Below are 25,913 nucleotides of genomic sequence, written 5' to 3'. Positions count from 1 at the left end.
CAAAGTTAGAAGAACCACTGTACCGCTAAAAGATGTACTTCGTCGTTAGCTTACTAATAAACAGCAATTTAGGTGGAAACAAAAAAGGACAAGCCAAAAATAAATTGTCTTGTCCAGCACCGTATCTGAGTTTAACTCCCTTGCACTACTAACTGTTCGATTTGTTGGTTCGTCGCCATCTCAAACGTATTCATCTGTCCATGTAATAAGCCTACCAGAGCAAGCACCTCCCGCAAGCTCACTAGCGGATTTGTTTACTACAATACGGGCGTAGAGGTAGCATTTGTCCGAAGGGAGCTGGCGCACGATGAAATGTACGCCGAAGGTGCTGTTCCTTTTCATTAAAAATCATTTTTGCGTGATTCACTAAAAACTGCACTATCCGGTCATTCACGACCACGAAAAATGAACTGAGAACGCATCAATTCCCATCAATTCGATCTAATGCAACCTATTGTTTATTAACATATTAGAGCCATCCAGTGAATTGAAAGGTAATAACCTTTTTGATTCACTGTTTAATTCACGGATGAATTGACATAAATTGACCAAACTTACCACCCCCTAAAAACGAAAAAGCCCGTCAATCCTACGATTCACGAGCTTTTAATTTCATTTACACTCTATTTTGTCGGGATGACTGGACACTTTTCGAACCTATTTATAGACGATTTGTGCCGGATTGATACCTTTATCGCTAATTGAGTCCCAGAAACCCCATCATATGTACCTGACGTGTACTAATTTAATTATAGCATATATTTACCCCGTAATTCATCAAAAAGTTATGTTTTCCGAGAAAACTAGTTCAAGAAATGTTCGCCTCTCGAGCCATAAATAAGCACCATGTGTATATTCAGATTTTTTATAGGCAGCGTAAAAAGGAATTCTGGTCGGCCGGGGATGATCTTTTAGGTCCCGCCATCCTTGAAGGTATACAAACAAGATTCAAATTCATCCAGATGCAGTTATATAGTTTAGTATCAAACCAGAAAATGCTATGTGGCCATTCAAAAAACAAAAAGCAGCATTGAAATCGGGGGATGTTGATTACAACAACTTTGCGAAAAAATGTATAGAGGAATTGAAAGTGTTACAGGCTGACTTTCAGAGCCACTATAATTTAACCTGGTATGAGGATTGGTTCTACAATGAAACTACCGGCCTTCTAACATTTTCAACCGGCGACAAAGAACTGAATTTCAAATATTTTCGTGTAGGCAGTTTTTCAGAAAGGTCAAACACATGGAAATGGTCCTGGGACAATGAATCCACCCTTGAAGAAAGAAAAGAGAAAGTGAAACTGGTTAAGGAATTCGGGGAAAAATCAAACTTTCCAAAACTAACAAATGACCATTTTGACAGTAACGAAATTGAAGCGTGGGAATTTACAGCAATTGCGGCAAAGCTCTCTAATGGGATTGGAGTTTATAGGCCCGTCAACGACGAACAACTAAAGATCTTCTTAGTCATTACTGAATTTGTTGACAATGAAACTGCTCAGAATATCAAAGACAAATTTGTTGAATGCGATGGTCATGGATATCGGCGAAGAGCATTTGTTTGCAAGCATCTCAATTCCACAACCCCAACAGGGTTTAACGAAGCCTTTGAAAGCATTGAGGACATGGAGCTTTTGGAAGAAGATGATTTTCAAGCCTGGTGTAACGAGTGCGAAGCTATCAGACAACAAGAAGGAGAATGGAATGATAGGTCTATGGCATTTGCAGCGATAAAGCTTGTTTGTGAAAAATGTTACTTCGAAATGAAAGGGCTCAACCTTGATAGACATACATAATGGACTCGTTAACAATTATTTTTCTCTGGTTGATTCTACATTTGCCATTGAAATCAATTATAACTAAATTCAGTCGTGGTGAATCTAAAAAGAGCATTAATATTGTAAAGTAGATAAATCTGAACAAATGAATATTTCGTTTCACCATAAGGGTTTCAGAATTGAAGTATTTGATGATCCCTTATTCACTATGACATCAGATAGTCCTACATCATACGATAAAATCTATCAGCCCGATAACAACAAGGACTATAGTCCAGTTTCTCAATGCGCAATCAATGTTTATTACGATAATGTAAAAATAGCAAGTGCAATTTTACTTGCTGTTGCCGGTGCAACTTCGGTAACATCCGACTCCATACTTATAGACGGAGACAACTTAGTTGCCAGATGCTGCAATACGGTTTTTTGTTTAACGCTTCCCAGCCTTAACTTTAATTGGATGATAGAAGCTGATTGGACCACCTGTTTTTCCATACACAAATATCAGGACTCTTACATTACGCATGGAGAGACGTCTGTTGCGAGAATTGACAAAAAAGGTAATAAACTTTGGAGCTATAGCGGAGCAGACATTTTCGTTTGCCTTGTAGAAGGGAATCCTTTTGAAATGCATGACAACTATATTGAACTAACTGACTTCACTGGTAACAAATACAAGATTGACTATAATGGCCAGGCAATAAAGACTGTAGATGTAAAGCAAACGAAATTGGCGAGAGGATTGAACAATTAAGCAATTCTTCTGCCTAGTCCATTAAAATTCATTCTTAGCGAGAACAATAAAAAGTTATTTCACGTAAAACACTTCAGGGCATTATTAGCCTTTCAAGAATATATTAGTTCGTCTCGCTATTATAGCTTAACGAAATTCGACCTTAACAGGATTCGAATCGCAACTAAAATCTGTCATTAAAGGTAAATTATTGGATAGAAAACTATTAACTACGATGTAATATGGTCTGATAATTTCGATATTAGAAGCTGAAATTGAGAAAAGACCCAAAAAGTTGCAGTTAAGGTAGAGGTCATACTTGTTGTAAGCTACCGTAAATGGTCTGCAACTTAGGGAGACAGAAGACCTGTTGGCATTTGAAGGTGCCCAATGGGCTGCAAGTAAAATCAAAAAGAATATTTACTAGATAGATTTTTCAGAATGTCTGGTGTTCAAACCGCTTCTATAAATGGAGCTTATGCTCCGAATTCTCATCTGGCGCGGGGGCCGGCCAGAAATAAAACAGGACAAGTGGTAAAAACACCATCTTGTCCTGTCAAGTCGCCCTGCCTGTACAATTTTCGAACTTATTTTTAATGGATTTGAAACGGCTTGCAAACATAGCTATTTGATAGCCAATTGTTTGTAGGCCGTTTTCTATTGTGCATACTTAATTGTGAACCTGAAAAACGAGTGTATGAAAAAATTAATATGTGCAGAGGCAAAGCAGATTGATCTGGTAGAATATCTGGCCTCATTAGGTTACCAGCCCCAAAAGGTGAGAAACCAGGACTATTGGTACTTATCCCCGCTCCGGGATGAAACAGAGGCATCTTTTAAAGTAAACCGGCGGCTGAACGTCTGGTTTGACCAGGGAACCGGGAAAGGTGGTGACCTGATAGACTTCGGAACCCTTTACTTTAACTGTTCGGTTAGTGACCTGCTGCAACGCTTATCGCAGTACCAACCCGGCCCGGCTCTTTCTTTTCACCCGCACCCCGGCTCCGGTGATCGGCGGCAGGGCGCGGCTTCTTTTGCTGGTGAAAAGAAAGATACCCCCGACAACAAAATTGTTGTTCTGGACACCCGCCCCCTTGCCGAGCAGTCCCTGCTGAACTACCTGCAAAAAAGAAGTATCCCACATGAAATTGCCAACCGGTTTTGCGGGGAGGTAGATTTTCTTTTGTACGGAAAGCAGCATACCGTTATCGGTTTTCAGAATAAAGCCGGGGGATATGAGCTACGCAACGAGTACTTTAAAGGAAGCAGTTCCCCGAAGGACATTACTTTTATTGATAACCGTACAGAACAGATTGCCGTCTTTGAAGGCTTCTTTAGCTTCCTGTCTTTTCAAACCATCAACAGCAATCAACAGGCTCCAATGACAAATTGTCTCGTGCTAAACTCCCTGTCTTTCTTTGAGAAATGCCGTCCATTGATGGAGCAATACAAGCAGGTGCATTTGATTTTAGACAGGGATAATGCCGGCATGACCCGCACCCGGCAGGCGCTTGAATGGGACAGAAACAAGTACATAGACCGCAGCGATTTTTACCACGGTCACAAAGATTTAAACGACTGGCTTATTCACCATCACCACAGCCAAAGAGAGAGCCAGCGGATGGGAAGGCGGCTTTGACGTTCGGGTAGCCAGCTATGTTTTGGTAAAACCAAAACGGCTGGCTCACCTCATGCTACCGCATTCGGTGAGGAATTTTTTTCATGCTATCGCATTCAAAAAATAAAGAGGAGGTTGATATGGAGCAGCAGAATGCACAAATTAAGAAAAAGGGGGGCCGCCCCAAAAAAGACGTAAAGAAAGATCAATTGCTGGCCTTAAAATGCAGCCTTTACGAAAGGCGAGTTATTGAAGCAAGGGCCCAAAGCGCTAACCTTTCCGTGTCGGAATACCTATGCGAGATAGGGCAGACCGGAAAAATTGACAGGCGGGAAAAAGCATTGCCTAAAGAAGTTTTAGAGCTAACCGGCACGCTCAACCATGTAGCCGCAAACCTTAACCAGATCGCCAAAAAGAGAAACAGCCATGAAGAACTAAGCCCGCTTGAACGGGCTAATCTGAAAGTACAATCCGGAGATTTAAAAGCACTAGCATCACAAATTAAAAGCTATTTCCAATGATCGGCTATATAGATACAGGAAGTTCTTTTTTTGAGTGTATCCGTTATTGCCTGCAAGACAAAAAGGAACTATCCGAAGAACAAAAGCTGCAACTTTCCCTTAAAGACAACCTGCAGCACAAGAACCGGGCAGAAATATTGGACTACAATAAATGTTTCGGGAATTTAAAAGAACTGTCCAGCCAGTTTATTGACGTTGCCAAATTAAGCAAGCGGGTAGAAAAGCCGGTCTTTCATTTTTCCTTACGGCTGGCCCCTGGTGAAACGCTTACAAAAAATCAGTTTATAGAAATTGGCCGGGAATGCGCTAAAGAATTTGGTGTAGCGGATAACCAATATATCTGCATCCTGCATAAAGATACCCAAGAGCAGCATATCCACATTGTTGCCAACCGGGTAGGCTTTAACGGGAAAGTGGCCAGCGACAGCAACAGTTATAAAAGAATGGCGGCTCTTTGCCGGAGGTCGGAAAAACAGTATAAGCTGCAAGAGATATTAAGTCCCCGTGCCTTTTTATCTGCCAAAGAACGGTTATTGCCCCGGCAGGATATGCGGAAGGAACGGCTGAAAACAGATATTCGGCAAACTTTGGAGCAGGTACGCAATTATCAAGCGTTTGAACAGAAAATGCAGGCGTTGGGGTATAAGGTCATAAAAGGCCGGGGCATTTCCTTTATTGATGATAAGAAGGTGAAAATAAAAGGCAGCGAAGTTGGGTTTTCATTGGCAAAGATAGAGCAGATCCTCGGCGTAAAACAAAAGCTGGAAGTTGCAAAAGCCAAACAAGAAATTTATGAAACGGCCATCCGGCAGAAAAGGATAACGCAGCATTCCTTTACTCCTGCTCAAAAATTACTCCGGCAGACAAGGGAAACGGCGCAGATGGAACGTTCCCCATTTGTGCCGGTAATCCGGGAATTAAACAACCTGTTAGAGCAGCTTTTAAAACCAGAATATACTTCTAACTACCTGCCTTATGAATTGACAGAGGAAGGCATCAAGCGCCGGAAGAAAAAAGAACAAGCCCAACGTCTTAGTCATTAATCCTAAAATTAACTTATTATGGATACAGTCAAAAAAAATGAAAATATAGAAAAGGCCAGTTTAGAGCTGGTGCTGGAAGAATTTACAGAGGAACAGAAGTTACACACCCAATCTGTTAATGACTTGGTTGAAGCTGTCAACAGCCTTTCCAGTAAGTTCACCCAATTTGAGGAAAAACTGGAAAAACCAAAGGAAGTAACGGTTTCAACAGATACCAAGCCTATACAAGAAATTGTAAAGAAAGGCATTATAGACATGAAATTGACGGTAGCTGCACAGCCTAAAAATGTAATACGCAAATTTCAGGTTTTGCTATTTCCTGAACAGGATGCTAAACTGTTTTACAAGGTCGTATTTAGCCGCTGGTTCCTCATGCTGGTAATAATGTTATTTCTTACAAACCTGTATAAATTCAGCATTCATTGGAGCGATAGCCAGCAGGAAGTAAAGCTGCAAAAGTTGGAAAATGACAGGATAAAAAAGGCATGGCACTACCTCTATCAACAACAGGGGAAAAAGGTAAAACGCCTAATGGACAGCGCCTATACTAAAGTCGGCAACCTCGAACCGCAATAAACCGAAAGCCACCGTTAAGGTGGCTTTCCTGTATTTCCAGTATTTTGAAATCTGTTGTTACTTTTTCTTTTCACCAACCTGTTTTTTCAGGCCCTCAATTTCGGCATCCTTTTCTTTCAACAGCCGCTCGTATAGCTCTACTACCTTATCGACCGGATTAAAAGTCGGCTGATAGTTATATTGATAATTTGCGGAATGATTCAAAGTTGAGCCGTCGTAATTATTTTGAATATTGACAATAGCCGTCTCTTCATCGAAATTCTTTATAGCCTCTACCGGAACCTTCAAGACTTTGGCTACCCGATCTAAGATTGCCGGTTCGATGGTTTCCTTTGCTTCCAATAATGAAATTTTACTTTGCGTCCAATCTTCCCCCAGCTCAGCAGCTAAGGCTTCCTGCTTAATTCCCAGCATTTCCCGGAAACGCTTAACATTCCTGCCTTCATGTACCTTTTTAGGCATATCCGTATTTATCATGGTGCAAAAGTAGTTTTTTTATCCAACCCGAAATATACAGAATTTGAATAAAATATTGCTAAAATATCCTGGGTATTCAATATGATATATCCGTATCAAATTGAATATTAGGCTGTTATATAGTTGCTTTGGGTAGTCAAACTTTACCACATGGCAACTGTAAAACACATCGGATCACACGGGGGTGGACCGCTGCACAACGCGTCCGAACCTTTTACCATCCATTTAGAGGATGAACCCTATATATTGAGCGAAGATGCTTTGAAACGGCAGGTAGATGAACGCCTGCAACGAAAAAGGGAATGGTTTTACCCCAAGCTAAAGTTTATTTCTATGGAAGATGCCAACTTAAAGTTAAGGCTTACTTTCAGAGAAGTATCTTACTTAATGATAGTAGGCATTGAGCCGGATAAGCTGCATGTTTCCTGTAGCTGCGGCAGCCAGGTTGAAACGCTTTGTCTGCATACCTACAGAGCCCTTGGGCAGTTAATCGGCTACCGCAGTACAGATTACTTTAAACAATATCGCTCCAACGGTTTGATGGAAATAGCGGCCAGACACAGAAAATACTTTGGCAGGAAGGCAACAGACCGGGGCATTGAGGTAAAACCCAAAGCCAGTTTAGGCAGCGTCTATCATTTGGCGGATAAAATGGAAGGCTTGCATTTCGCTGATATTCTGGAATTGCCACCGTCAGCACCTGAAAGGAAGAAAGCAAAAGACACAGCGTTAACTTACATTATAATAGATGCCTTCCGGAACAAGTACCTTACGTTTCTGCTACCCTGTCTGGGAGTGCTGAATAAGGCAGAAACAGAGGTCAAAGGTTTTCACCACTTCATTAGCGGTACAGAACGGGAATACGATCAATTCCTAACGGATGAACAAAGAACCTTGAACCGGCTTTGTTATGAAATGTGGCAACAGGCCGAAATGCAGTCCGGCTCCCTTATAGAAAATGAATCAGAGCAGGAACGCTCACCGACTGGTATTTTTAGCCTATGGGAAAAGGCAATGCCCCTTTTACTGCAACAGGAATTTCTTTACAGGTATGGGTTGTATAATAAGCGGGAACTGAAAGAAAAGCCGCAAAGGGCAAGGATTGAACGTGTACAGTTATCAAAAGACCGGCCCCGCCTACACTTCCAACTTTTGGATAAAGGGGCCTTTTATCAGCTATACATGAAGGTGGCCGTCAGAGATAGGAATATCCATAAATACGATACTGAAACCACCTTTTTCATTTCAGAAAGCACAAGACTGCACTTGCTGCCGTCATTGAGAGATGCAGGCATTGCAGAATGGATGCGTAAATCCGGGGGGTATATTACTGTTTTCAAAGAACACTTTGGCGATTTTGAGCAGGAATATTTAGACCAGCTTCGGGAATGTTACCCGGTCATTACCGTTAAAGCCTATAAATAGGCGCTTCCCCGGTTTTTGTAAACTCAAAACCTCATAGTCATGAACATCAGCGGCCACAATCACAGAATAGAATATACCACCAATGTATTTATTAATGCGGATGCAGATACCGCAGAGGTAAGGGACTGGAAAGAGAAGCTAATTTCCATAGCAGAACAGATACCTGCCCAGGCAGATACCTTAAAGCCTCTTATTCAATTTTTGGTAGCCAGCATATCCCCGGCCAAAATCTATATGTTGCAGCATAAGGATACAGCTACCACAGCAATCGGCGGCTTTATTGACCTTCTCATAGTTATATCGGGTAAAAACAATGTTCCGTTTACCGAAATGGAACCGGTACTGGAAATGGTTTACCTGAAAGATCAGCGGGTTGCCTGCTCCCTGCACAGTGAAGGCAATGTAATAGAAGGTCTGCGTAACGGGCATATATTCTATTCCCTTAACTGCATCCCTGAAAATCTTGTGTACGATGATAAGGTAGCCATGTATCCATCAACAACGCCCGAGGCGATGCAGGAGTTGAAACAGCGGCTCAGGGAACAGTTTATGCTTAACTTTAAAAAAGCTATTGACTTTAACGAAAGTGCTACATACCTACATGAAAACAACCCTTCCCATATTATCGGCTTTTTGCTGCACCAAGCGGTTGAACTTACTTACCGAAGTGTTTTGCAAAGCCTGAACGGATACGATAAAAAGACGCATGAAATCCGGTCTTTGAAAAAGCATATACGCCGCTGCGCTCCCCAGTTGAACAGTATTTTCCCGGATGATACAGACGAGGAAAAGCGCCTGCTGGATATACTGGAAAATGCCTATTTAAAAGCCCGGTATGACAGTCAGTATAATATACCGGAATGTGATCTGTCTAAACTTTTTGATAAGGTAATGCGGTTACAGGAAACCGCTAAGAAAATTGTGGAAGAAAAGACCTCCTGAAACAAATAAATCTACTTGGCCTTACTTTCCCTGTATGGGCCGACCACCTCACATGTATAACTTTATTTTAAACTACTATAACCAGATAACTCAATTAATCTTCCAACATCACGAATAACTATCTTTCTCCCATAGGTATCAAGTATACCCGCAATTTTAAACTCTTTTAAAAAACGGATCACATTTTCCTCGCCGGTCCCAACCATATTGGCCAAATCATTGCGGGAAATATTTATTGCTATTTCATTTCCTGGTTTTGTTTCATCTTTAAATTTCTCACGTAATACAATTAATGAAATAGCTACTCTTTCGCGAACAGATTTTTTCGCAAGTATTGAAATAGTATTTGTTAAAACCGTGAATTCATGACTTAAAATTTTGAGCAACCTTTGAGGAAGAACAGTAGAATTCTCTAATACCTCCAAAAAATCCTCTTTTGGTATTAACTCTATTATGCTGTCCTCTAAAGTAGCGGCGGAATCCGGGTATCTTTCATCAGTAATTACGGCATGATATCCAATTAACTCTCCTGAATTAGCTACATAAAAGATCTGCTCTTTCCCATCCCGGTCAACCTGATATTTTTTTACTTTACCCTGTTTTACAAAAAAAATACCTTGTGGTACTGTTCCCTCCCTAAATAACATTTCACCCTTTTTATATTTCTGCTCTATCATATGCAAACAAAGATGTTCATACTCTTCAACAGGGAGATTTTGCAAAATGGATTGTGATTTAAAGTTCCATTTATCTATAGGAAATCGACCAGCTAAACTCATATTAGATTTTAAATCAATAAATTAATGAAGCTGACTTTTATCAGTTTTCCAGTTGAAAATTTGCAGTTCGATGAATGATCTACAAAGGTACCTTTGCAACATGAAAGAAACAACTATTTCTCGCCCGATGATGCATTATACCGTTGAGCACGAATGGATTGATTATAATGGAACAGTTGGTTTTGTGGGCATTTCTGCATTCAAGTTAAAAGGGATAAAGAAAATTGATAATATTAAATGGTACAGGTATAAAGGAGCCATTGAAAAGGGCACTTTAATAGCAGAACTTCATTCTGAGGACTATATTATCCCCATACATGCTCCTGTTAACTGTAAATTCTTAGGGTCTAACCAAAAACTGAATGGCAATTTAAACCTGATCCTTGAGAGCCCTCAGGATAGAGGGTGGGTATTTTTTATCACTCCATTAAAATTTTCTGGCCAGGAGCCTCTTCTTTCCCGGGAAGATTATCAAAAACATATTCGCCTTAAAAAAGTTGATTGAATTTAATTATGGAAAATAATACTCTATTAAAGCCAACCTGCTATATGACCGATGCTGCTTTTGACTGGTTGTATCCAGAAAGGATACAACTATTGTCAAGGCGGCATTGGACGCCATTAGGAGTAGCTAAAAAGGCTGCCCAATTCCTGGCAGATGTACCAGGAAAAAAAATATTGGATATAGGGAGTGGTGTTGGAAAGTTTTGCCTTATCGGTGCCCATTTCTTTCCGGAAGCCTTTTTTTTCGGTGTAGAACAACGTCGGGAATTATATCACTACTCACTTGCAGCCAGAGAGGCTACACAAACCGGCAATGCCGATTTTATAAATGCGAACTTTACGCAAGTAGACCTGTCCGAATATGATAGCTTTTATTTTTATAACGCTTTTTTTGAAAACCTGGATGGGAAAGATCGCATAGATCAACAGATTGAATACTCTACCAGCCTGTACGTATATTATTCCCGTTATCTGTTCAAAGCCTTGGAAAATAAACCAAGCGGTACCCGGTTAGTGACTTTTCATAGCCTGGAAGATGAAGTACCACCCAGCTATCAGGTTGTAGATGCTTCTATTGATCTGCTTTTAAAAATGTGGATAAAAAGATGAGGAAAGTAAGATTTATTACACCTACTGTTTTATTTATAGTTATTATTTTTACTCTTCTGATCTCATTTTCCTGTCATCAGCCAGCAGCACCTGACCATCGTATTTCATCATCAAATGTATTGGCACTTTTGCAGGAGGGAAATAAACGGTTCCACAGCCATCAAATGCAGCATCCTCATACAAACAAACAGTGGATGTCAACAGTCTCCAGAGAACAACATCCTGAAGCAATCATTGTTTGCTGTTCAGATTCAAGGGTTTGCCCAGAATTGGTTTTTGACCAGGGGTTGGGCGATCTTTTTGTTATTCGCTCTGCTGGTAACATTATTAGCCCGGTGGAGTTAGGTAGTATAGAATATGGAGTAGAACATCTGGGTGTACATCTTATTATAATAATGGGTCATGAGCGATGCGGGGCCATAGAAGCTTTTGCTAATGGAGAGTTACCACATGGATACATTAAAACTTTAATTGATACACTTAAAAATGAATCTGAAATCAAACAGATTCATGATAAGTCTCATTTTATAGAAATTGTGTGAAAGCTAATGTTCTTCACATGATGCATTTGGTAGAAGCAGATGCGGAATTACAAAAAAAGATTGAAAGGAAGGAAGTGAATATAGCCGGTGCGGTATATAATATGGATAATGGAAAAGTCGAGTTCCTTCAATAAAAGAGTTTGTTATGACAACTGATGAATATGTCTTGTTGATAATACAACAAATTAAAGTAGTGAAAAATTGCAATCAGGTAGAAATGATCATTGTTCAATCAGTGCAAAATATGGTAGAGAAAAAGAAGAATGGATTTATTATTCAACGTTATTTGACAAAACTGCAAAGTGTCTTAGAGGATTTATCTCCACTCAATTGCAAGAGTGACCAATGGAGTTTGTATCGTTGCGCTTTGATTTATGTGCGTGAACTTTTAACCGTAAAACATGCCGAAAATTAGTAACCGGGATACTGAAAGACCTGGCTTAATTGCCAGCATTCTACGTAACAAATGTCCGCGCTGTAGAAAAGGTTATTTATTTAGAAATAACAATCCTTATCATCTAAAAAGAGTTTTTGACATGCATTCGCATTGTCCGGTTTGCACGCAAGAAACTGAGTTGGAACCAGGCTTCTGGTACGGAACAGGATATGTTAGCTATGTTATGTGTGTTGCTTTCTCGGTCTTTAACTTAGCCTGGTATTGGCTGATTTTTGGTATATCATGGAGAGACAATAGTGTATTTCATTGGTTGATCATCAATGGGGCCCTATTGGTACTGGCTATGCCAGCTCTCATGCGTTGGTCACGTACGTTATACCTTAATTTTTTTGTGACGTATGACCCTGAACCAATCGAATAAAAGCAAAATAGTATTAAATAAATATATGTTCATTCCTAAACTATTCCATACCCTAAAAGGATATACTAAAGATCAGTTTGCAAAGGATTTGCAAGCCGGTCTTATTGTTGGTATCGTTGCATTACCTTTAGCCATTGCATTTGCTATTGCCTCTGGAGTTTCACCTGAAAAAGGATTATTTACCGCAGTAATAGCTGGATTTATTATTTCGGCATTAGGGGGTAGTCGTGTGCAGATAGGCGGGCCTACAGGAGCTTTTATAGTAATAGTCTACGGCATTGTACAGCAATACGGCGTAAACGGTCTTATCATTGCCACTTTTATTGCTGGAATCATTCTGATCATAATGGGGATAGCGCGGTTAGGCTCTGTAATAAAGTTTATTCCACACCCATTGATAGTAGGATTTACCAGCGGAATAGCGCTGATCATTTTTTCCTCTCAAATAAAGGATTTCTTAGGATTGAAGATGGGAGCAGTACCCTCTGATTTTCTTGAAAAATGGATAGCATACACGCAGTATATTTCTTCTATTAATGTATATGCATTTGCTTTAGCAGCATTCACCGTGATAGTAATTTTTTTGTGGCCTAAAGTAACTCATAAAATACCAGGATCGCTCATCGCTATCATTTTATCAACCTTAGTTGTTCAGCTATTTCATCTGCCTGTTGAAACTATAGGAAGTAGGTTTGGTAGTATTCCTACTTCCTTACCTTCTCCCACCATACCACATTTAGATTTTAGCACTATTAAACAGCTTATCCAACCTGCTTTTACTATTGCATTATTAGGTGGTATTGAATCTTTACTTTCTGCTGTGGTAGCAGATGGGATGATTGGTGGTAAACACAAAAGTAACATGGAGCTGGTAGCGCAGGGAACGGCGAACATATTTTCTTCCATATTTGGCGGTATTCCTGCTACCGGAGCTATCGCAAGAACCGCTACCAACATAAAAAACGGGGGCCGTACTCCTGTTGCCGGTATAATACATGCGGCAACATTACTGCTGATTATGCTTTTTATAGGCAAATTGGCCGCATTAATACCTATGGCAGTTTTAGCAGGAATTCTTGTTGTTGTAGCCTATAATATGAGTGAATGGGAAAATTTTGTGGCGATACTGAAAGGCCCTAAAAGTGATACTGCGGTGTTAATTACTACTTTTTTACTTACGGTGCTTATCGATCTTACTGTTGCCATTGAAATTGGGATGATATTAGCCTCTTTCCTTTTCATGCGAAAAATGACACAATTTAGCAATGTTAGTGTTATTACTAAACAATTCAATGGCGATAAAAGCAAAACTGATCCACTATCAGTTTCTAATTTTTTTGTACCCAATGATGTAGAAGTTTTTGAAATTACTGGTCCCTTGTTTTTTGGTGCAGCCTATAAATTCAAGGAAGCAAGCAAAATAATAGAGAAAGCTCCCAAAGTTTTAATTATCCGTATGCGGGAGGTGCCGATCATAGATGCGACAGGCATTCATACATTAAAGGAGGTACATAAGGAATTAAAGCATCGTGGCACCAAACTAATTTTATCTGAAGTTCAAAGCAGCCAGGTTTTGGAAGAATTAAAGAAGGCACGGCTATTATTTGCAATAGGGAAAGCCAATGTATTAGCAACATTTAAAGAGGCATTGCTAAGAAGTGAAAGCATCTTAACTGATATACCAAATAAACAGGATTTCATGTACTTAAAATATAAATAATACTTCATGGATATTTTTGATAAATTACTCAAACATATGGGCCCTATTGGAGAACATGCCGCAAGGGCACACGGGTATTTTGCTTTCCCAAAGTTGGAAGGAGAAATAGGGCCGCGTATGAGTTTTAGGGGGAAAGAAAAGATTATATGGAGTCTCAATAACTATTTAGGATTAGCTAACCACCCGGAAGTAAGAGCAACAGATACTGAAGCGGCAACTAAATTCGGATTGGCGTCACCGATGGGTGCCCGTATGATGAGCGGCAATTCCGATCATCATGAACAATTAGAAAAAGAATTGTCAGAATTTGTAAACAAAGAGGATACAATATTACTGAACTATGGCTACCAGGGGATTTCAAGCGCTATTGATGCTATTTGCAGCCGCCGTGACATTATAGTATATGACGCCGAGTGTCACGCCTCTATCATAGACGGATTGCGATTGCACCCAGGTTACCGCTATGTGTTCAAGCATAATGACATTGCAGACTGTGAGAAGCAACTAACCAGGGCGCAGGAAATGGCTAAAAGTCAAGGCGGTGGTATTTTATTAATTACCGAAGGGGTTTTCGGTATGGCCGGTGATCAAGGTAAGCTCCGGCTAATTACAGACTTAAAAGACAGATATAAGTTCCGTCTGCTGGTAGATGATGCGCATGGTTTTGGAACAATGGGAAAAAATGGAGCCGGGACAGGGGAAGAACAAGGGATACAAGACAAAATAGATCTGTACTTTTCAACTTTCGCCAAATCTATGGCCTCAATAGGCGCTTTTATAAGTGGTGATAAAGCTATTATTAACTTTTTGCGGTATAACATGCGCTCTCAGATATTTGCTAAATCACTACCTCTCCCCCTGGTGATCGGCAACCTCAAACGTCTGGAATTATTACGCACCCAACCGGCATTGAAACATAAATTATGGGAAAATGTAAAAAAACTTCAGCATGGATTAAAAGAAAACGGATTCGATATCGGTTCGACCAATTCACCGGTAACCCCTATATATTTACAAGGAGATATACCGGAAGCTACGGCTATGTGCCTGGACTTGCGGGAAAACTATAACATTTTTTGTTCTATTGTGGTATATCCTGTAATACCTAAAGGACAGATTATTTACAGACTAATCCCGACAGCAGTTCATACAGATGAGGACATTAACCTTACTTTAGAAGCATTTAAGCAAACAAAACAAAAACTGGATGAAAAAATGTATAAAGTTGCAGAAATTCCCTTTGTGTAAAACGTAAAGGGTGAATGAAGCAAAACCACCTAAACCTACAATTCATATGTTGCCTAACTTTGATGGTATGCTACTACTTACCCTCATTCCTTAGTTGATTCAGCCATTTATCTATTTCTGTCATTACCTGGACCACATCTTTGTCCGGGTAATGTTTTTGCATATACTCAGCAAATCGGGCCTTTGTCTTTATATCTTCCCACTCCATAACCGTAAGGCTTAACATCGGCCATTTCTTTGTCTGCTGCATAAATCCATATAGCGGCAGATAGGGCGGGGCATAGTAAAAAGAATTTTCTACCAACTCATCATATAAAGGTTTATTGAAAGCTCGTTTCATATCCCGCACCACATTGTAAACAATACGGAACGTGCTACCTTCTCTTACAGTAACAGCCAGGTCAGGCATTCCCTTATCCTGAAAGAAAATATACATGTAATCAATAAAGCCTTCCTCTGTTATGTCGCAAAGGTCTTTGCTGTAAAAGGCATATTCTTTTTTAAAGAGGTCTAAAGAGAAATCTTGCAGGTTTTTATCAATGATAAAATCAATTACCTCATTTTCCTTTTTAATAATATCCTCAATAGAAGGCCCCCCGGTTAACCCCGCTACAGACAAAAAATATCGGGGCTTTGAAAACAGTTCAAAGTAATAGCTTTTGAAGAAGATCGTTTTCCTGTCAAATGTTACCTGTACATATAACGGGTGGGTGAGCTTTCCATGAAAATACACTTGTTTAAGCCGGTCATTGAAGTACGTTTTATAGCTAACTTTGTATGTTTTAGTCATTTTTAACCTCTTTTAGACGCTTTCATACTAAAAATGTTTATACAGTAGTAAAGTGTGCTACAAATTATATAAAAACACATCAAATAGCGTCAATTTGGGTAAAGTTCGGTAAAATCAGGAATAATTTCAAAAAAAGTTTTGGTAAAACGCAAAATATCAAAACTAATTACTTATATTAGCTTTTGAAAAGTGTTCCCTTGCACGAGGGGTATTGTGAACTTGATAAATGCGGAGGTGCAAATGGAAAAAATTAAACCAGAGAAAGCAGCGGAAATGCTGCAAAAGAAAGGCATCGCAGTAACTGTTGAGCAGGCGGCAGCCGTCCTTGAATTTATGCGTAAATTGGCTAACATTATTGTTGCTCATCATTTGGAAAAACTGCGTAACCGATGAACGTAAGCAAATGTATTATTTGATAACCCAAGTTTTAGGAAAATGAAAATAGCTGATTTGTATATCCGGGTAAGTACCGATGAACAGGCGGACAAAGGCTATTCCCAAAGGAGCCAGGAAGAACTATTGCGCAAATATTGCGACATCAACAAAATTTCCATCCGTAAGGTGATTTTTGAAGATCATTCGGCCAAGACCTTTAACCGGCCGGAATGGAAGAAGTACCTGCTGGAATTAAAGCGACATAGAGGACAGGCAGATTTGGTGCTGTTTCTCAAATGGGACAGGTTTAGCCGCAATGCAGGGGATGCTTACCAGATGATCAATACGCTGCGAAAATTAGGGGTAGAGCCGCAAGCTATTGAACAGCCGCTAGACTTGTCTATTCCCGAAAATAAAATGATGCTGGCCTTCTATTTAGCGGCTCCCGAAGTAGAGAATGACCGCAGGGCATTAAATGTTATTCATGGTATGCGAAGGGCAAGAAAAGAAGGGCGTTATATGGGTTTAGCGCCTTACGGTTATGTGAACAAGACAGATGAGGCCGGCAGAAAGTATATTGCTCCCAAAGAACCGCAAGCAAGCATTATACGTTGGGCTTACGAGCAGATTGCGGAAGGGGTATTTAATACCGAACAGATTTACAAAATGTCTAAGGGAAAGGGGTACAAAGGGAGCAAAGGTCTTTTCTGGTTTATCATCCGTAATCCTGTTTATTGCGGGAAAATATTTATTGCCAAGTACAAGGATGAAGAAGCCCGATTTGTGAAAGGGCTGCATGAGCCTATTATATCGGAAGAACTATTTTACCGGGCGCAGGACGTTTTGGACGGCAGAAAAAGAGCGCCGTACCGTCTCAAAATCATTACCAATAACGAATTGCCGTTGCGTGGTTTTCTGATCTGCCCAAAATGCGGCAAACTGTTAACCGGCAGTAAGTCCAAAGGGCATACCAGATATTACAGCTATTATCATTGTACAACCGGGTGTACTTGCCGATTCAGGGCGGACAATGTAAACAGTTTATTTACTTGTGAAATAAAGAAATACGTGCCTCGCGCGGAAATGGCCGATCTTTATAGGGTCACCCTTATCGAAGCATGGCATGACCAAACCGACCATTTACAGAGCGACCAGAGACAGTTACAATACCAAATAAAGGAACTAGAAGGGAAGCTGTCTTACATACGGGAATTGCTTTCTTCAAAGCAAATTGAGCCTTCTGACTTCCGGGAAATGAAAACCGAGTATAGCACAAAATTGGAGAAGCTGGAAGCCAAACTAAGCGCCTACGACTATGACCAAGTGAACATAACCGACCTGTTAGGCAGGGGGCTGAATAATCTTTTAAAACTGGATTATGCGTATGAAAGCGGCGAGATAGACAGAAAACGTGAGATCATTAGTTCGATGTACCCGGAAAAATTAGGTTTTGACGGTTTTACATTTCGAACTTCCCGCATCAATGAAGCGGTGCGCATAATATACGCGCTGGATAAGGCTTTGGGCGAAAATAAAACAGGACAAAATGGTAAAATTTCCACTTTGTCCTGTCAAGTCGGGATGACTGGATTCGAACCAGCGGCCTCTTCGTCCCGAACGAAGCGCGCTACCGGGCTGCGCTACATCCCGTACTACCAAAAATGGAACGCAAATGTAAAACACTTTTTGCTTTATTACCAATTTTTCCTTTATATTATTTATTCCCATAAGATGTAATATCAAATCCCAAATTCCAAATACCAAATTCCAAAAGGAGGCAAAACTAATCACTCCCCTACCCTGGTATTCGGGTATTTGGAATTTGGAATTTGGCATTTGCCCTCCCGCCATTTAGCTTTGCACCCATGTCTAAAACATTAAGTGAACGTGATCTGGAGGTCATCTGGCATCCTTACACCCAGATGCAGACCGCTCCTGCACCCATAGGAATTGTTCGCGGAGAAGGCGCACTACTTTTTGACGAAGCAGGTAACAGCTACCTGGATGCCACGTCCAGCTGGTGGGTGAATATTCACGGCCATGCCCATCCCTATATTGCGGAAAAGCTGGCCGCACAGGCCCTGCAGCTGCAGCATTGCATATTTGCAGGATACACACACCCGGCAGCCGTACACCTGGCGGAAAAGTTACTGCCCATATTACCCGGACAACAACGCCGGGTCTTTTACTCTGATAACGGGTCTACTGCCGTGGAAGTGGCCATTAAAATGGCCCTCCAGTACTGGCACAACCGGGGGGTTCGCCGGCATAAGATCCTGGCCTTTGAGCACTCCTATCACGGGGATACCTTCGGGGCGATGAGCGTGAGCAGTAGAAGCGTATTTACCGCGCCCTTTAATGATCTTTTATTTGAGGTACACTTTATAGATACGCCTTCGGCAGATAACATCGGGGAACTGAAGGCCGCTATACAGGCATTAGGCCCCGATTCCATTGCCGCTTTTATCTTCGAACCGCTGATCCAGGGTGCGGGCGGTATGCGTATGTATGATGCCCCAGCGCTGGACCAGTTACTGCAGTACTGCCGTCAGGAACAGATACTGCTGATCGCAGATGAGATCATGACAGGTTTTGGCCGCACGGGCAGGAACTTTGCCATGGAGTATGTAAGCACCCCGCCTGATATGGTCTGCCTTTCCAAAGGACTTACCGGCGGCAGCATGGCCCTCGGCATCACTACCTGTACGGCCGCTATCTACGAAGCTTTCCTGTCGAACGACAAGCTGAAAACGCTTTTTCACGGGCACTCCTTCACCGCAAATCCTTTGGCATGTACCGTGGCGTTAGCAAGTCTTGACCTGTTCCTGGATCCGGCCTGTAAAGAGAACCGGGACCGTATCAACCGGCAGCATCAGCAGTTTTCCGAGAAGTTGTCGGCTTATAAAGCGGTCAAACATATACGCTTAACGGGTACGATTATAGCATTTGAAATTGTAACGGAGGGGGAAGATAGCTATATCAATCACCTGGCGGATCAACTGCACCGTTTTTTCAGAGAAAGAAGGATCATGTTGCGGCCCTTGGGGAACACCTTATATATATTGCCACCTTATTGTATAACAGATGATCAGCTGGCAATGGTTTATGAAAGCATATTTGCCTTTCTGCATCAGCTGTAAGGTTTAAACGTTTGAAGGTTTGGAAGTTTAACGTTGATCTTTAAACTTCCAAACCTTCAACATTCAGACATTCAGTTGTATTATGCTTTTACAGGCACTTCCACTTTCGTCTTATCCCACTCCAATACCAGTTTGCCAGCCGGCAGCGTGATGGTGAGTTTCTCTACCGGTGCGCTAAGGGTAGACGCCGGCGCTTTTACCTGCAATACATCCTTTCCTTTGATCTCGTTATACTTATAAGCGCCCCATTGCTTCAGCGTGCTATTCAGGATAAATGTCCACTCTTTTTCGCCGGGAATGGTGAACAAGCTATAAGTACCAGCCTTAACGGGTTTACCGCCAAAAGTGCCGTCTTTTTCAAAGGTAATCTCGGTAGCTTCGTTAGCACCGGTACGCCATACTTCGCCGTAGGGTACCAGTTTACCGAATATCTCGCGGTTTTTCTTAGAAGGCTGGCCATAGCTTATCTTTACATTGGTGCCCTCAGCGGTCACCCTCGGGCTTTGTACCGCCTGGGAAAATGCCATGCTGGCGGTGGTAGCCAGGATGGTGAGCATTAAAAGGATCTTTTTCATATAGTCTGTATTGATTTAATGGCTGAAACGGGAAAGAAATTTACACCTATTCATGAGAATGCCGCTTACCGCTCATAGAATAGTTTGAAAGTTGGAAACTATCTTCTCTCACAACGCGCCTTCAATTCAGTCAGCCCCTGCTCTACCTGCGGCCCCATCAGCCTGTCGGCCATAAAACCACGGAACTTCCACCAGGGCAGCCAGCCCAGCCTTGTTTTCAGGTACCAGTGCACTACCGTGCCTTTACCGTCTTCCGTAGGTTTTATCTCCAGCCCGGATGTTACCGGTTTCATGTCTTTGAAATGCATGTCATAATACACGCCTTTGGCAGGATCGCTGCGCAGGATGGTCAGCTTACCGGATGTTGCCTGCTGCTGCGGATTTTCCCAGCTGTACCAGGCGCCCGCGCCATGCGACGGATCTGAATACTGCAATGAGCCGGCGGCCTGCATTTTGGTCCACGGATTCCACGCCGGCCATGTTCTCAGTTCACTGATCTCACCATATACAGTAGCCATCGGCGCCTCAATAACACCGGAACGGTCTACTACCGCATTGGGAGGAAATAATAAGGAAATCAGGAAGATCAGTACCACAAAAAACAGGACACTGACCACGAATAGTTTTATAAAACGCATTCGCTAAATTAAGGATAAAGCAGAAAGCAGAAATGAAAAAGCGACAGGCTTTAAAAGATAACTGATGATCAATGGGATGCCGCAACAGCCAGCTGCTGTAAGCCACGTTCAAAGTCGCGCCCTACCCATTTGTCCATCATTAAGCCTATTACCTTGCTGGCCGGGTTTTGTCCGATGGTCATCTCCATCACCCATATTACACGGGTATGCTCCCCTACCGGTTCAAAGCGGAAATGTCCCTTGCTGATACCATGACCTGTGAAGTTAATGTGGATGCCAATGTATTCATACGGGCGGGACTCGGTAATACTCAAACTGCCCCGTCCTACATTCCTTTTCCTGCTCTCCCAGCTGTAGCTGGCGCCGGCCGCACTTTCCTTTTCCCCGTAAACGAGCTTCATGGCAGGATCCAGCTGATGCCAGGGCGACCATCTTTCCCAGTTACGAAGGGTGTTTACCTCACGGAAAACCACTTCAGGCCTTGCTTTGATCAATAATGATCTTTCGATCTTTAAACGGGAAGGCAGGTAAAGGGAAAATACAAAAAGGCCCAGAATCAGGATAGCCAGAGCGCCCAGAATGATATACAGGACTTGCATGCAGCCAAATTAAGAAAAAAAGACGATATAGGGGACTATTCCCACTTGAAGACCTTAATGGTAACGGCGTAGATAATCACCCCCCAAAGGGTCAGCACCCCCAGCTCCAGGCCTACATTCCACAGATGCTGCCCTTCAAAGGCCACCTTGCGGAAAGCATCGTTCAGGTAAGTAAGCGGCATCATGCGGCATACCGGCTGCAACCATCCGGGCAGGGCATCTACAGAAAAGAAAGTACCCGCCAGCAAAAACTGCGGCATACTGATCACGTTGGCAATTGGCGGTATGGTGCTTTCATTGCGCGCCACACTGCTCACCAGGAAACCGAAACCCATGAATACCACCAGTCCGAACAAAGACAGGATCAGCATCTCCACAAAAGTCACGAAACCATGTACCAGGGTAAAGCCAAAGGCCAGGTGCCCCAGGCCGATGATCACGATGGCGCCGAACAACTGGAAGATCAGGCGCGATAAGGTCTCGCCCAGGATGATGTAGGTTCGCCTGACCGGGGTGGCAAAAAAACGTTTCAGCACCAGTGTCTGACGGAGACTGAAGAACAGGAATGCCGTACCGAATACGGCAGCGCTTAAAAGCGAAAAGCCCAGCATGCCGGGCAGGATAAAGTCGATCGTTTTATAAGCCCTGCCAGGTACTACCACGGAGTTCAGCGTTGCTACGGATGGACGCTGGTAAAAATGATCGTCTATACGGTTCAGCGCATCTTTCAGGATAGACTGGAACACCTGGATCTTGTCTACCCCCGCCGTACTGGAACGCACCGTTACCTCGTAAGCTGGCACCGGGCCCGCCCCCGGTTTTTGGGTGATCTGCACGATAGCAGTAATACGGCCCTTGATCATATCGTCCTCCATTTCAGCGGGCGGCTCATCCACCAGCTTCAGGCTCCTGGCCTTTGCCAGCTCTTTATAAAGAAAGCTCGAAGTATCAGTACCCGGCGCGATACCCGCTTTAACCGTTACTGTATTCTGACCGATAAATCCGAACACCAGGATAAATACCAAGGGAAAACCGATAGTGAACGCCACCGTGGAAGGGCTCCGGAAAATAGCCCGGAGACTAGCCCTCGTAATGGCCAGCATGGCTTTCCACTGACTGTACTGCACCGCCATAAATATGATCTTGCTTTAAAAAAAATCGTGTAAAGCTAAAAAAACCTGCTGTTTCCAGCAGGTTTTTTAATTAATATTTAAGAATTAATAATTAACCATAACGAGAGACATCTCTCTAAAAAGGCGCTGATGGGCTTAACAGGCTGCCCGGGGGCTTGTTCTGCAGGCACTATTAATTATTAATGCTATCTGATAATAAGATCGAAGGGCAGCCGGGCCTGTGCTTCGCCGCTCATTTCTTTTATCCGTTTAATTTGCTGGTAAATGGTGTAGTGTTCTCCCAGCTCTTTCTTCACCATGCTGGCGCTGGTTTTGTTGCCCAGGCTGCTCAGCAGCTTTTCAATGGGATCTTTTACATCAGGATACTCCCGCAGGCGATAGCTGGATATCTTGGCCATCTTTGCAGCAGCGGCGATGGCTTCGTTGAGGCCGCCCAGCCGGTCTACCAGTCCTAACTCTTTTGCCTGTACGCCGCTCCATACACGGCCCTGCGCAATGCTGTCTACCACAGCCGGCGACAGCTTACGGCCGGCTGCCACCCTGGATTTGAACGTGCTGTAAATGCTGTCTATCGCGTTCTGGATAAATTGTTGTTCTGTGGGGGTGAGCGGACGCGTAGCCGTTCCCAGGTCGGCATACTGGCCGGTTTTCACGCCGTCAAAAGTAATGCCTAGCTTGTTCTTGAAGAAGCCCTGCAGGTTGGGCAGCACGGCAAATACGCCAATGGAGCCGGTAAGGGTATTGGGCTCTGCAAAGATAGAATCTGCCATGCAGGAGATATAATAACCACCGCTGGCGGCATAATCCCCCATGGATACCACTACGGGTTTCACCTTCTTAGTCAGCTCCAGCTCACGCCAAATGGTTTCTGATGCCAGGGCGCTGCCGCCGGGAGAGTTTACACGGAAAACAACTGCCTTTATGCTCTTATCTTCCCGCAGCTTGCGGATCTGTGTAAGGTATTCTTCACTGCTGATCATTACATCGTCGTTATCACCCTTGCTGACAATATTGCCCTGGGCATATAACACCGCTATCTTGTTATCGCCGGTAGTGGATTTATATTTGGTGGATGCACTTTCCTCGTATTTGGAAAGCGATACAAAGTTGATGTCTTCGTCTTTCTTGATGCTGAGCTTTTTCCTTAACTCGTCCATTACCTGGTCATCATATTTCAGGCCGTCTACCAGCTTGTATTTCAAAGCGTCTTCCGGGTGCTGTATCAGCCCCTCATTGGCATAACGGTGCAGGGTGGCGGTATCCAGGTTGCGTTCCTTACTGATATTGCTGAGAAAATGCCCATACAGATCACCCAGGTAGGCGCTGGTCTGTATACGGTTGGCCTCCGTCATCCTGGTTTCACGGAAAGGCTCTGTAGCACTTTTGAACTTGCCGTCATAAAAGATCTGCGGCTGTATATCCAGTTTTTCAAGCGTGCCTTTCAGGTACATCACCTGGGTAGAAAACCCGGCAAAATCAAGGCCGCCCTGCGGATGCAGGAAGATCTTGTTGGCCGTAGAGGCCAGGTAATAAGCCTGCTGGCTGATACCTTCACCGTACGCATATACGAACTTACCGGACTTCTTAAACTGCATTAAGGCATTACGCAGCTCTTCGCTGGTAGCAAAGCCGTTGGGATTGCCATCTGTTTTCAGGTAAATGCCTTTGATATTGTCATCCTTGGCGGCATAGGCAATCAGGCGTACCACGTCGTACAGGCCGGGTATATCGTTAGGCCTGCCTTTCAGCAGTGTATTGAGCGGGTTGGCGATCCGCTGCTCACCGTAGGGCTGACTGGTTTCTACTACCAGTACAGCATTGGGGTTGACCACTACTTTTTCGGGCGCCAGCGCCTTACCGATGATTAAAAGCGCTACCAATACGTTGAGGACGGCAAATACGATCAAAGCCAGGAAAGAAGCCAGAAAGATCTTAAAGAAGCTACGCATATAAATGGATCTGTTTATGGGTCTGTTAGTCTACCATTGCGCGAAATCGTTACAGTAGCCGACAACCAACTTTTTTTTCAAAAATAAGGAATATGGGTACTTTTGCGCCGGTAAATATACATGAATACAGCAATATTACTTATAGGTGGCAATTTAGGTAACCGCACAGAAAACCTGCAACTGGCGGTGCAATCCATTCATCAGCAGGCCGGTAAGGTGATAAAAGCCTCGGCGCTTTATGAAACCGCTCCCTGGGGTAATGTGCAACAACCCGATTACCTCAACCAGGCGCTTCAGATCGAAACCAGCCTGCCGCCGCTGGATCTGCTGCATACCACCATGAACATCGAACGCACCATCGGCCGCATACGCCAGGAGAAATGGGGCGCCCGGGTAATAGATATAGACATTATCTTTTATAACAACGAAGTCATCTCTCTGCCCGAACTTAAACTGCCCCACCCGCGCATGCAATACCGCCGCTTTGTACTGGCGCCGCTCAATGAGATAGTTCCTGAGCTGGTGCACCCGGTACTAAAGCAGGATATCCGCACGCTGCTGGCGGAGTGTAAAGACGAACTGCCGGTTAAAAAAGTGGGGGGCTAAGAGCTGACTGCTAACAGCTGGCAGTCAGCGATGAGCGATTGATGGGAAATAATTAAAGTAGCGTATCAGATTAGCATGAATTACAGATTTATTACGATAGAAGGGAATATAGGCGCGGGAAAAACCACGCTGGCGCATATGCTGGCGGAGCATTATCGTGCGAAGCTGATACTGGAAGAATTTGCAGACAATCCCTTTCTGCCTAAATTCTATGAAAAGCCCCAGCAATACGCTTTTCCGCTGGAGCTCTTCTTTATGGCCGAACGCTATAAGCAGCTGAAAGATATGCTGCAGACACAGGACCTGTTCAGCGAAGTAGTGATATCTGATTACCTCTTTGTAAAAAGCCTGCTGTTTGCCAAGATCAACCTCTCGGAAGACGAGTATAACCTGTACCAGAAACTATTTGAGATCATTAACCCCCAGCTGGTGCAGCCAGACCTGCTGATCTTCCTGAACGCCCCCGTACCACAGCTGCAGAAGAATATCAAAAAACGCAACCGCTCCTACGAACAGCAGATTGAAGACGCCTACCTGCAAAGGGTGCACAACATGTACATCCAGTACCTGAAACAGCATTCCGTACGAACCCTGATGATAGACACCACCAAAATAGACTTCCTCGGAGCGCCCGCCCACTTCCGGCAGATACTGCAGGCCCTGGAAACCGACTATGCGCCCGGCATTCACTGGCTATAAAATTTATCTATATGGATATAAATATTATTGGTTAGGACTATACAGATCCGGCTATTACTTTTGCGTCAACAACA

The 25,913-nt window shown here is 43.0% G+C and carries 26 protein-coding genes, 1 tRNA gene and 1 pseudogene; 19 read left to right on the top strand and 9 right to left on the bottom strand.

Annotation, left to right across the window (positions count from 1 at the left end; genetic code table 11):
* Positions 1-1,000: 1,000 nt before the first annotated feature.
* The 6 genes from Q0577_RS15150 (at position 1,001) to Q0577_RS15125 (ending at position 6,271) form a co-directional block, all read left to right on the top strand.
* Positions 1,001-1,798, top strand: coding sequence for a DUF6882 domain-containing protein (locus tag Q0577_RS15150; protein ID WP_298737654.1), 798 nt, complete (start codon positions 1,001-1,003; stop codon positions 1,796-1,798).
* Between the two features lie 127 nt (positions 1,799-1,925).
* Positions 1,926-2,534, top strand: a complete 609-nt coding sequence (locus Q0577_RS15145) for a hypothetical protein (RefSeq protein ID WP_298737652.1) — start codon at positions 1,926-1,928, stop codon at positions 2,532-2,534.
* Positions 2,535-3,210: 676 nt separating this feature from the next.
* Positions 3,211-4,152: a toprim domain-containing protein gene (locus Q0577_RS15140; RefSeq protein WP_298737651.1), complete on the top strand. Its 942-nt coding sequence runs from the start codon at positions 3,211-3,213 to the stop codon at positions 4,150-4,152.
* Between the two features lie 119 nt (positions 4,153-4,271).
* Positions 4,272-4,652 (top strand): mobilization protein, encoded by a 381-nt coding sequence (locus Q0577_RS15135; protein WP_298737649.1) that lies wholly within the window; start codon positions 4,272-4,274, stop codon positions 4,650-4,652.
* Complete coding sequence (locus tag Q0577_RS15130) at positions 4,649-5,695, top strand: relaxase/mobilization nuclease domain-containing protein (protein WP_298737647.1); 1,047 nt, start codon at positions 4,649-4,651, stop codon at positions 5,693-5,695. The genes Q0577_RS15135 and Q0577_RS15130 overlap by 4 nt, the downstream gene beginning before the upstream one ends.
* Positions 5,696-5,713: 18 nt before the next feature.
* The gene (locus Q0577_RS15125) at positions 5,714-6,271 is read left to right on the top strand and encodes a hypothetical protein (RefSeq protein WP_298737645.1); all 558 of its coding nucleotides are present in this window, start codon (positions 5,714-5,716) and stop codon (positions 6,269-6,271) included.
* A gap of 57 nt (positions 6,272-6,328) precedes the next feature.
* Here the strand turns inward: Q0577_RS15125 and Q0577_RS15120 are convergent, their stop codons facing one another.
* Positions 6,329-6,748 carry a helix-turn-helix transcriptional regulator gene (locus tag Q0577_RS15120; RefSeq protein ID WP_298737643.1) on the bottom strand — a complete coding sequence of 140 codons (420 nt, stop codon included), beginning with the start codon at positions 6,746-6,748 and terminating at the stop codon, positions 6,329-6,331.
* 150 nt (positions 6,749-6,898) lie between these two features.
* Between Q0577_RS15120 and Q0577_RS15115 the strand changes: the two genes are divergently transcribed.
* On the top strand, positions 6,899-8,173 hold the full coding sequence (locus tag Q0577_RS15115; RefSeq protein WP_298737641.1) for a hypothetical protein: 1,275 nt from the start codon (positions 6,899-6,901) through the stop codon (positions 8,171-8,173).
* A 39-nt stretch (positions 8,174-8,212) separates the two neighbouring features.
* On the top strand, positions 8,213-9,115 hold the full coding sequence (locus Q0577_RS15110) for a HEPN domain-containing protein (protein ID WP_298737639.1): 903 nt from the start codon (positions 8,213-8,215) through the stop codon (positions 9,113-9,115).
* A 62-nt stretch (positions 9,116-9,177) separates the two neighbouring features.
* Here Q0577_RS15110 and Q0577_RS15105 read toward each other — a convergent pair whose 3' ends face one another.
* On the bottom strand, positions 9,178-9,894 hold the full coding sequence (locus Q0577_RS15105) for a Crp/Fnr family transcriptional regulator (RefSeq protein WP_291912715.1): 717 nt from the start codon (positions 9,892-9,894) through the stop codon (positions 9,178-9,180).
* Between the two features lie 100 nt (positions 9,895-9,994).
* Between Q0577_RS15105 and Q0577_RS15100 the strand changes: the two genes are divergently transcribed.
* From Q0577_RS15100 to Q0577_RS15075, 6 genes are all read left to right on the top strand, one after another.
* A complete protein-coding gene (locus Q0577_RS15100) occupies positions 9,995-10,399 on the top strand; it encodes a hypothetical protein (protein WP_291912716.1) in 405 nt (134 codons plus the stop codon).
* A gap of 44 nt (positions 10,400-10,443) precedes the next feature.
* Positions 10,444-11,007, top strand: coding sequence for a class I SAM-dependent methyltransferase (locus Q0577_RS15095; RefSeq protein WP_298737637.1), 564 nt, complete (start codon positions 10,444-10,446; stop codon positions 11,005-11,007).
* On the top strand, positions 11,004-11,549 hold the full coding sequence (locus tag Q0577_RS15090) for a carbonic anhydrase (RefSeq protein ID WP_298737636.1): 546 nt from the start codon (positions 11,004-11,006) through the stop codon (positions 11,547-11,549). Before Q0577_RS15095 ends, Q0577_RS15090 begins: the two co-directional genes overlap by 4 nt.
* A gap of 145 nt (positions 11,550-11,694) precedes the next feature.
* Positions 11,695-11,964 carry a hypothetical protein gene (locus Q0577_RS15085; RefSeq protein WP_291912719.1) on the top strand — a complete coding sequence of 90 codons (270 nt, stop codon included), beginning with the start codon at positions 11,695-11,697 and terminating at the stop codon, positions 11,962-11,964.
* Positions 11,965-12,344: 380 nt separating this feature from the next.
* Positions 12,345-14,087 (top strand): SulP family inorganic anion transporter, encoded by a 1,743-nt coding sequence (gene sulP, locus Q0577_RS15080; RefSeq protein ID WP_291912721.1) that lies wholly within the window; start codon positions 12,345-12,347, stop codon positions 14,085-14,087.
* A gap of 6 nt (positions 14,088-14,093) precedes the next feature.
* A complete protein-coding gene (locus Q0577_RS15075; RefSeq protein ID WP_291912722.1) occupies positions 14,094-15,335 on the top strand; it encodes an aminotransferase class I/II-fold pyridoxal phosphate-dependent enzyme in 1,242 nt (413 codons plus the stop codon).
* A gap of 73 nt (positions 15,336-15,408) precedes the next feature.
* Here Q0577_RS15075 and Q0577_RS15070 read toward each other — a convergent pair whose 3' ends face one another.
* Positions 15,409-15,954 carry a hypothetical protein gene (locus Q0577_RS15070; RefSeq protein ID WP_298737634.1) on the bottom strand — a complete coding sequence of 182 codons (546 nt, stop codon included), beginning with the start codon at positions 15,952-15,954 and terminating at the stop codon, positions 15,409-15,411.
* A gap of 411 nt (positions 15,955-16,365) precedes the next feature.
* On the opposite strand from Q0577_RS15070, the gene Q0577_RS15065 reads away from it, so the two are divergent.
* Complete coding sequence (locus Q0577_RS15065; RefSeq protein WP_291912725.1) at positions 16,366-16,518, top strand: hypothetical protein; 153 nt, start codon at positions 16,366-16,368, stop codon at positions 16,516-16,518.
* A 42-nt stretch (positions 16,519-16,560) separates the two neighbouring features.
* A pseudogene (locus tag Q0577_RS27225) lies at positions 16,561-17,343 on the top strand (recombinase family protein); the annotation flags it as partial.
* Positions 17,344-18,076: 733 nt separating this feature from the next.
* On the opposite strand, the gene Q0577_RS15060 reads toward Q0577_RS27225, so the two are convergent.
* Positions 18,077-18,150: transfer RNA gene (locus Q0577_RS15060), tRNA-Pro, on the bottom strand.
* Between the two features lie 215 nt (positions 18,151-18,365).
* Here Q0577_RS15060 and bioA point away from each other — a divergent pair.
* Entirely contained in the window at positions 18,366-19,640 is a 1,275-nt protein-coding gene (gene bioA / locus Q0577_RS15055) for an adenosylmethionine--8-amino-7-oxononanoate transaminase (protein WP_298737631.1), read from the top strand.
* 80 nt (positions 19,641-19,720) lie between these two features.
* On the opposite strand, the gene Q0577_RS15050 is transcribed toward bioA, so the two are convergent.
* The 5 genes from Q0577_RS15050 to sppA form a co-directional block, all read right to left on the bottom strand.
* Positions 19,721-20,215: a DUF2911 domain-containing protein gene (locus tag Q0577_RS15050; RefSeq protein WP_298737629.1), complete on the bottom strand. Its 495-nt coding sequence runs from the start codon at positions 20,213-20,215 to the stop codon at positions 19,721-19,723.
* Positions 20,216-20,313: 98 nt separating this feature from the next.
* Positions 20,314-20,853, bottom strand: coding sequence for an SRPBCC family protein (locus Q0577_RS15045; protein ID WP_298737628.1), 540 nt, complete (start codon positions 20,851-20,853; stop codon positions 20,314-20,316).
* A gap of 68 nt (positions 20,854-20,921) precedes the next feature.
* Complete coding sequence (locus Q0577_RS15040; RefSeq protein WP_298737626.1) at positions 20,922-21,452, bottom strand: SRPBCC family protein; 531 nt, start codon at positions 21,450-21,452, stop codon at positions 20,922-20,924.
* 35 nt (positions 21,453-21,487) lie between these two features.
* Positions 21,488-22,585, bottom strand: coding sequence for an ABC transporter permease (locus tag Q0577_RS15035; protein WP_298737624.1), 1,098 nt, complete (start codon positions 22,583-22,585; stop codon positions 21,488-21,490).
* 185 nt (positions 22,586-22,770) lie between these two features.
* Entirely contained in the window at positions 22,771-24,534 is a 1,764-nt protein-coding gene (sppA, locus tag Q0577_RS15030; RefSeq protein WP_298737622.1) for a signal peptide peptidase SppA, read from the bottom strand.
* 120 nt (positions 24,535-24,654) lie between these two features.
* On the opposite strand from sppA, the gene folK reads away from it, so the two are divergent.
* Both folK and Q0577_RS15020 read left to right on the top strand, forming a co-directional pair.
* On the top strand, positions 24,655-25,140 hold the full coding sequence (gene folK, locus Q0577_RS15025; protein ID WP_298737620.1) for a 2-amino-4-hydroxy-6-hydroxymethyldihydropteridine diphosphokinase: 486 nt from the start codon (positions 24,655-24,657) through the stop codon (positions 25,138-25,140).
* A 48-nt stretch (positions 25,141-25,188) separates the two neighbouring features.
* Positions 25,189-25,839: a deoxynucleoside kinase gene (locus Q0577_RS15020; protein WP_366884474.1), complete on the top strand. Its 651-nt coding sequence runs from the start codon at positions 25,189-25,191 to the stop codon at positions 25,837-25,839.
* The last annotated feature ends 74 nt before the right edge of the window (positions 25,840-25,913 follow it).

This window comes from uncultured Chitinophaga sp. (assembly GCF_937898475.1).
Taxonomy (GTDB): Bacteria; Bacteroidota; Bacteroidia; order Chitinophagales; family Chitinophagaceae; genus Chitinophaga.
This window is presented reverse-complemented; position numbering and strand designations above follow the sequence as displayed.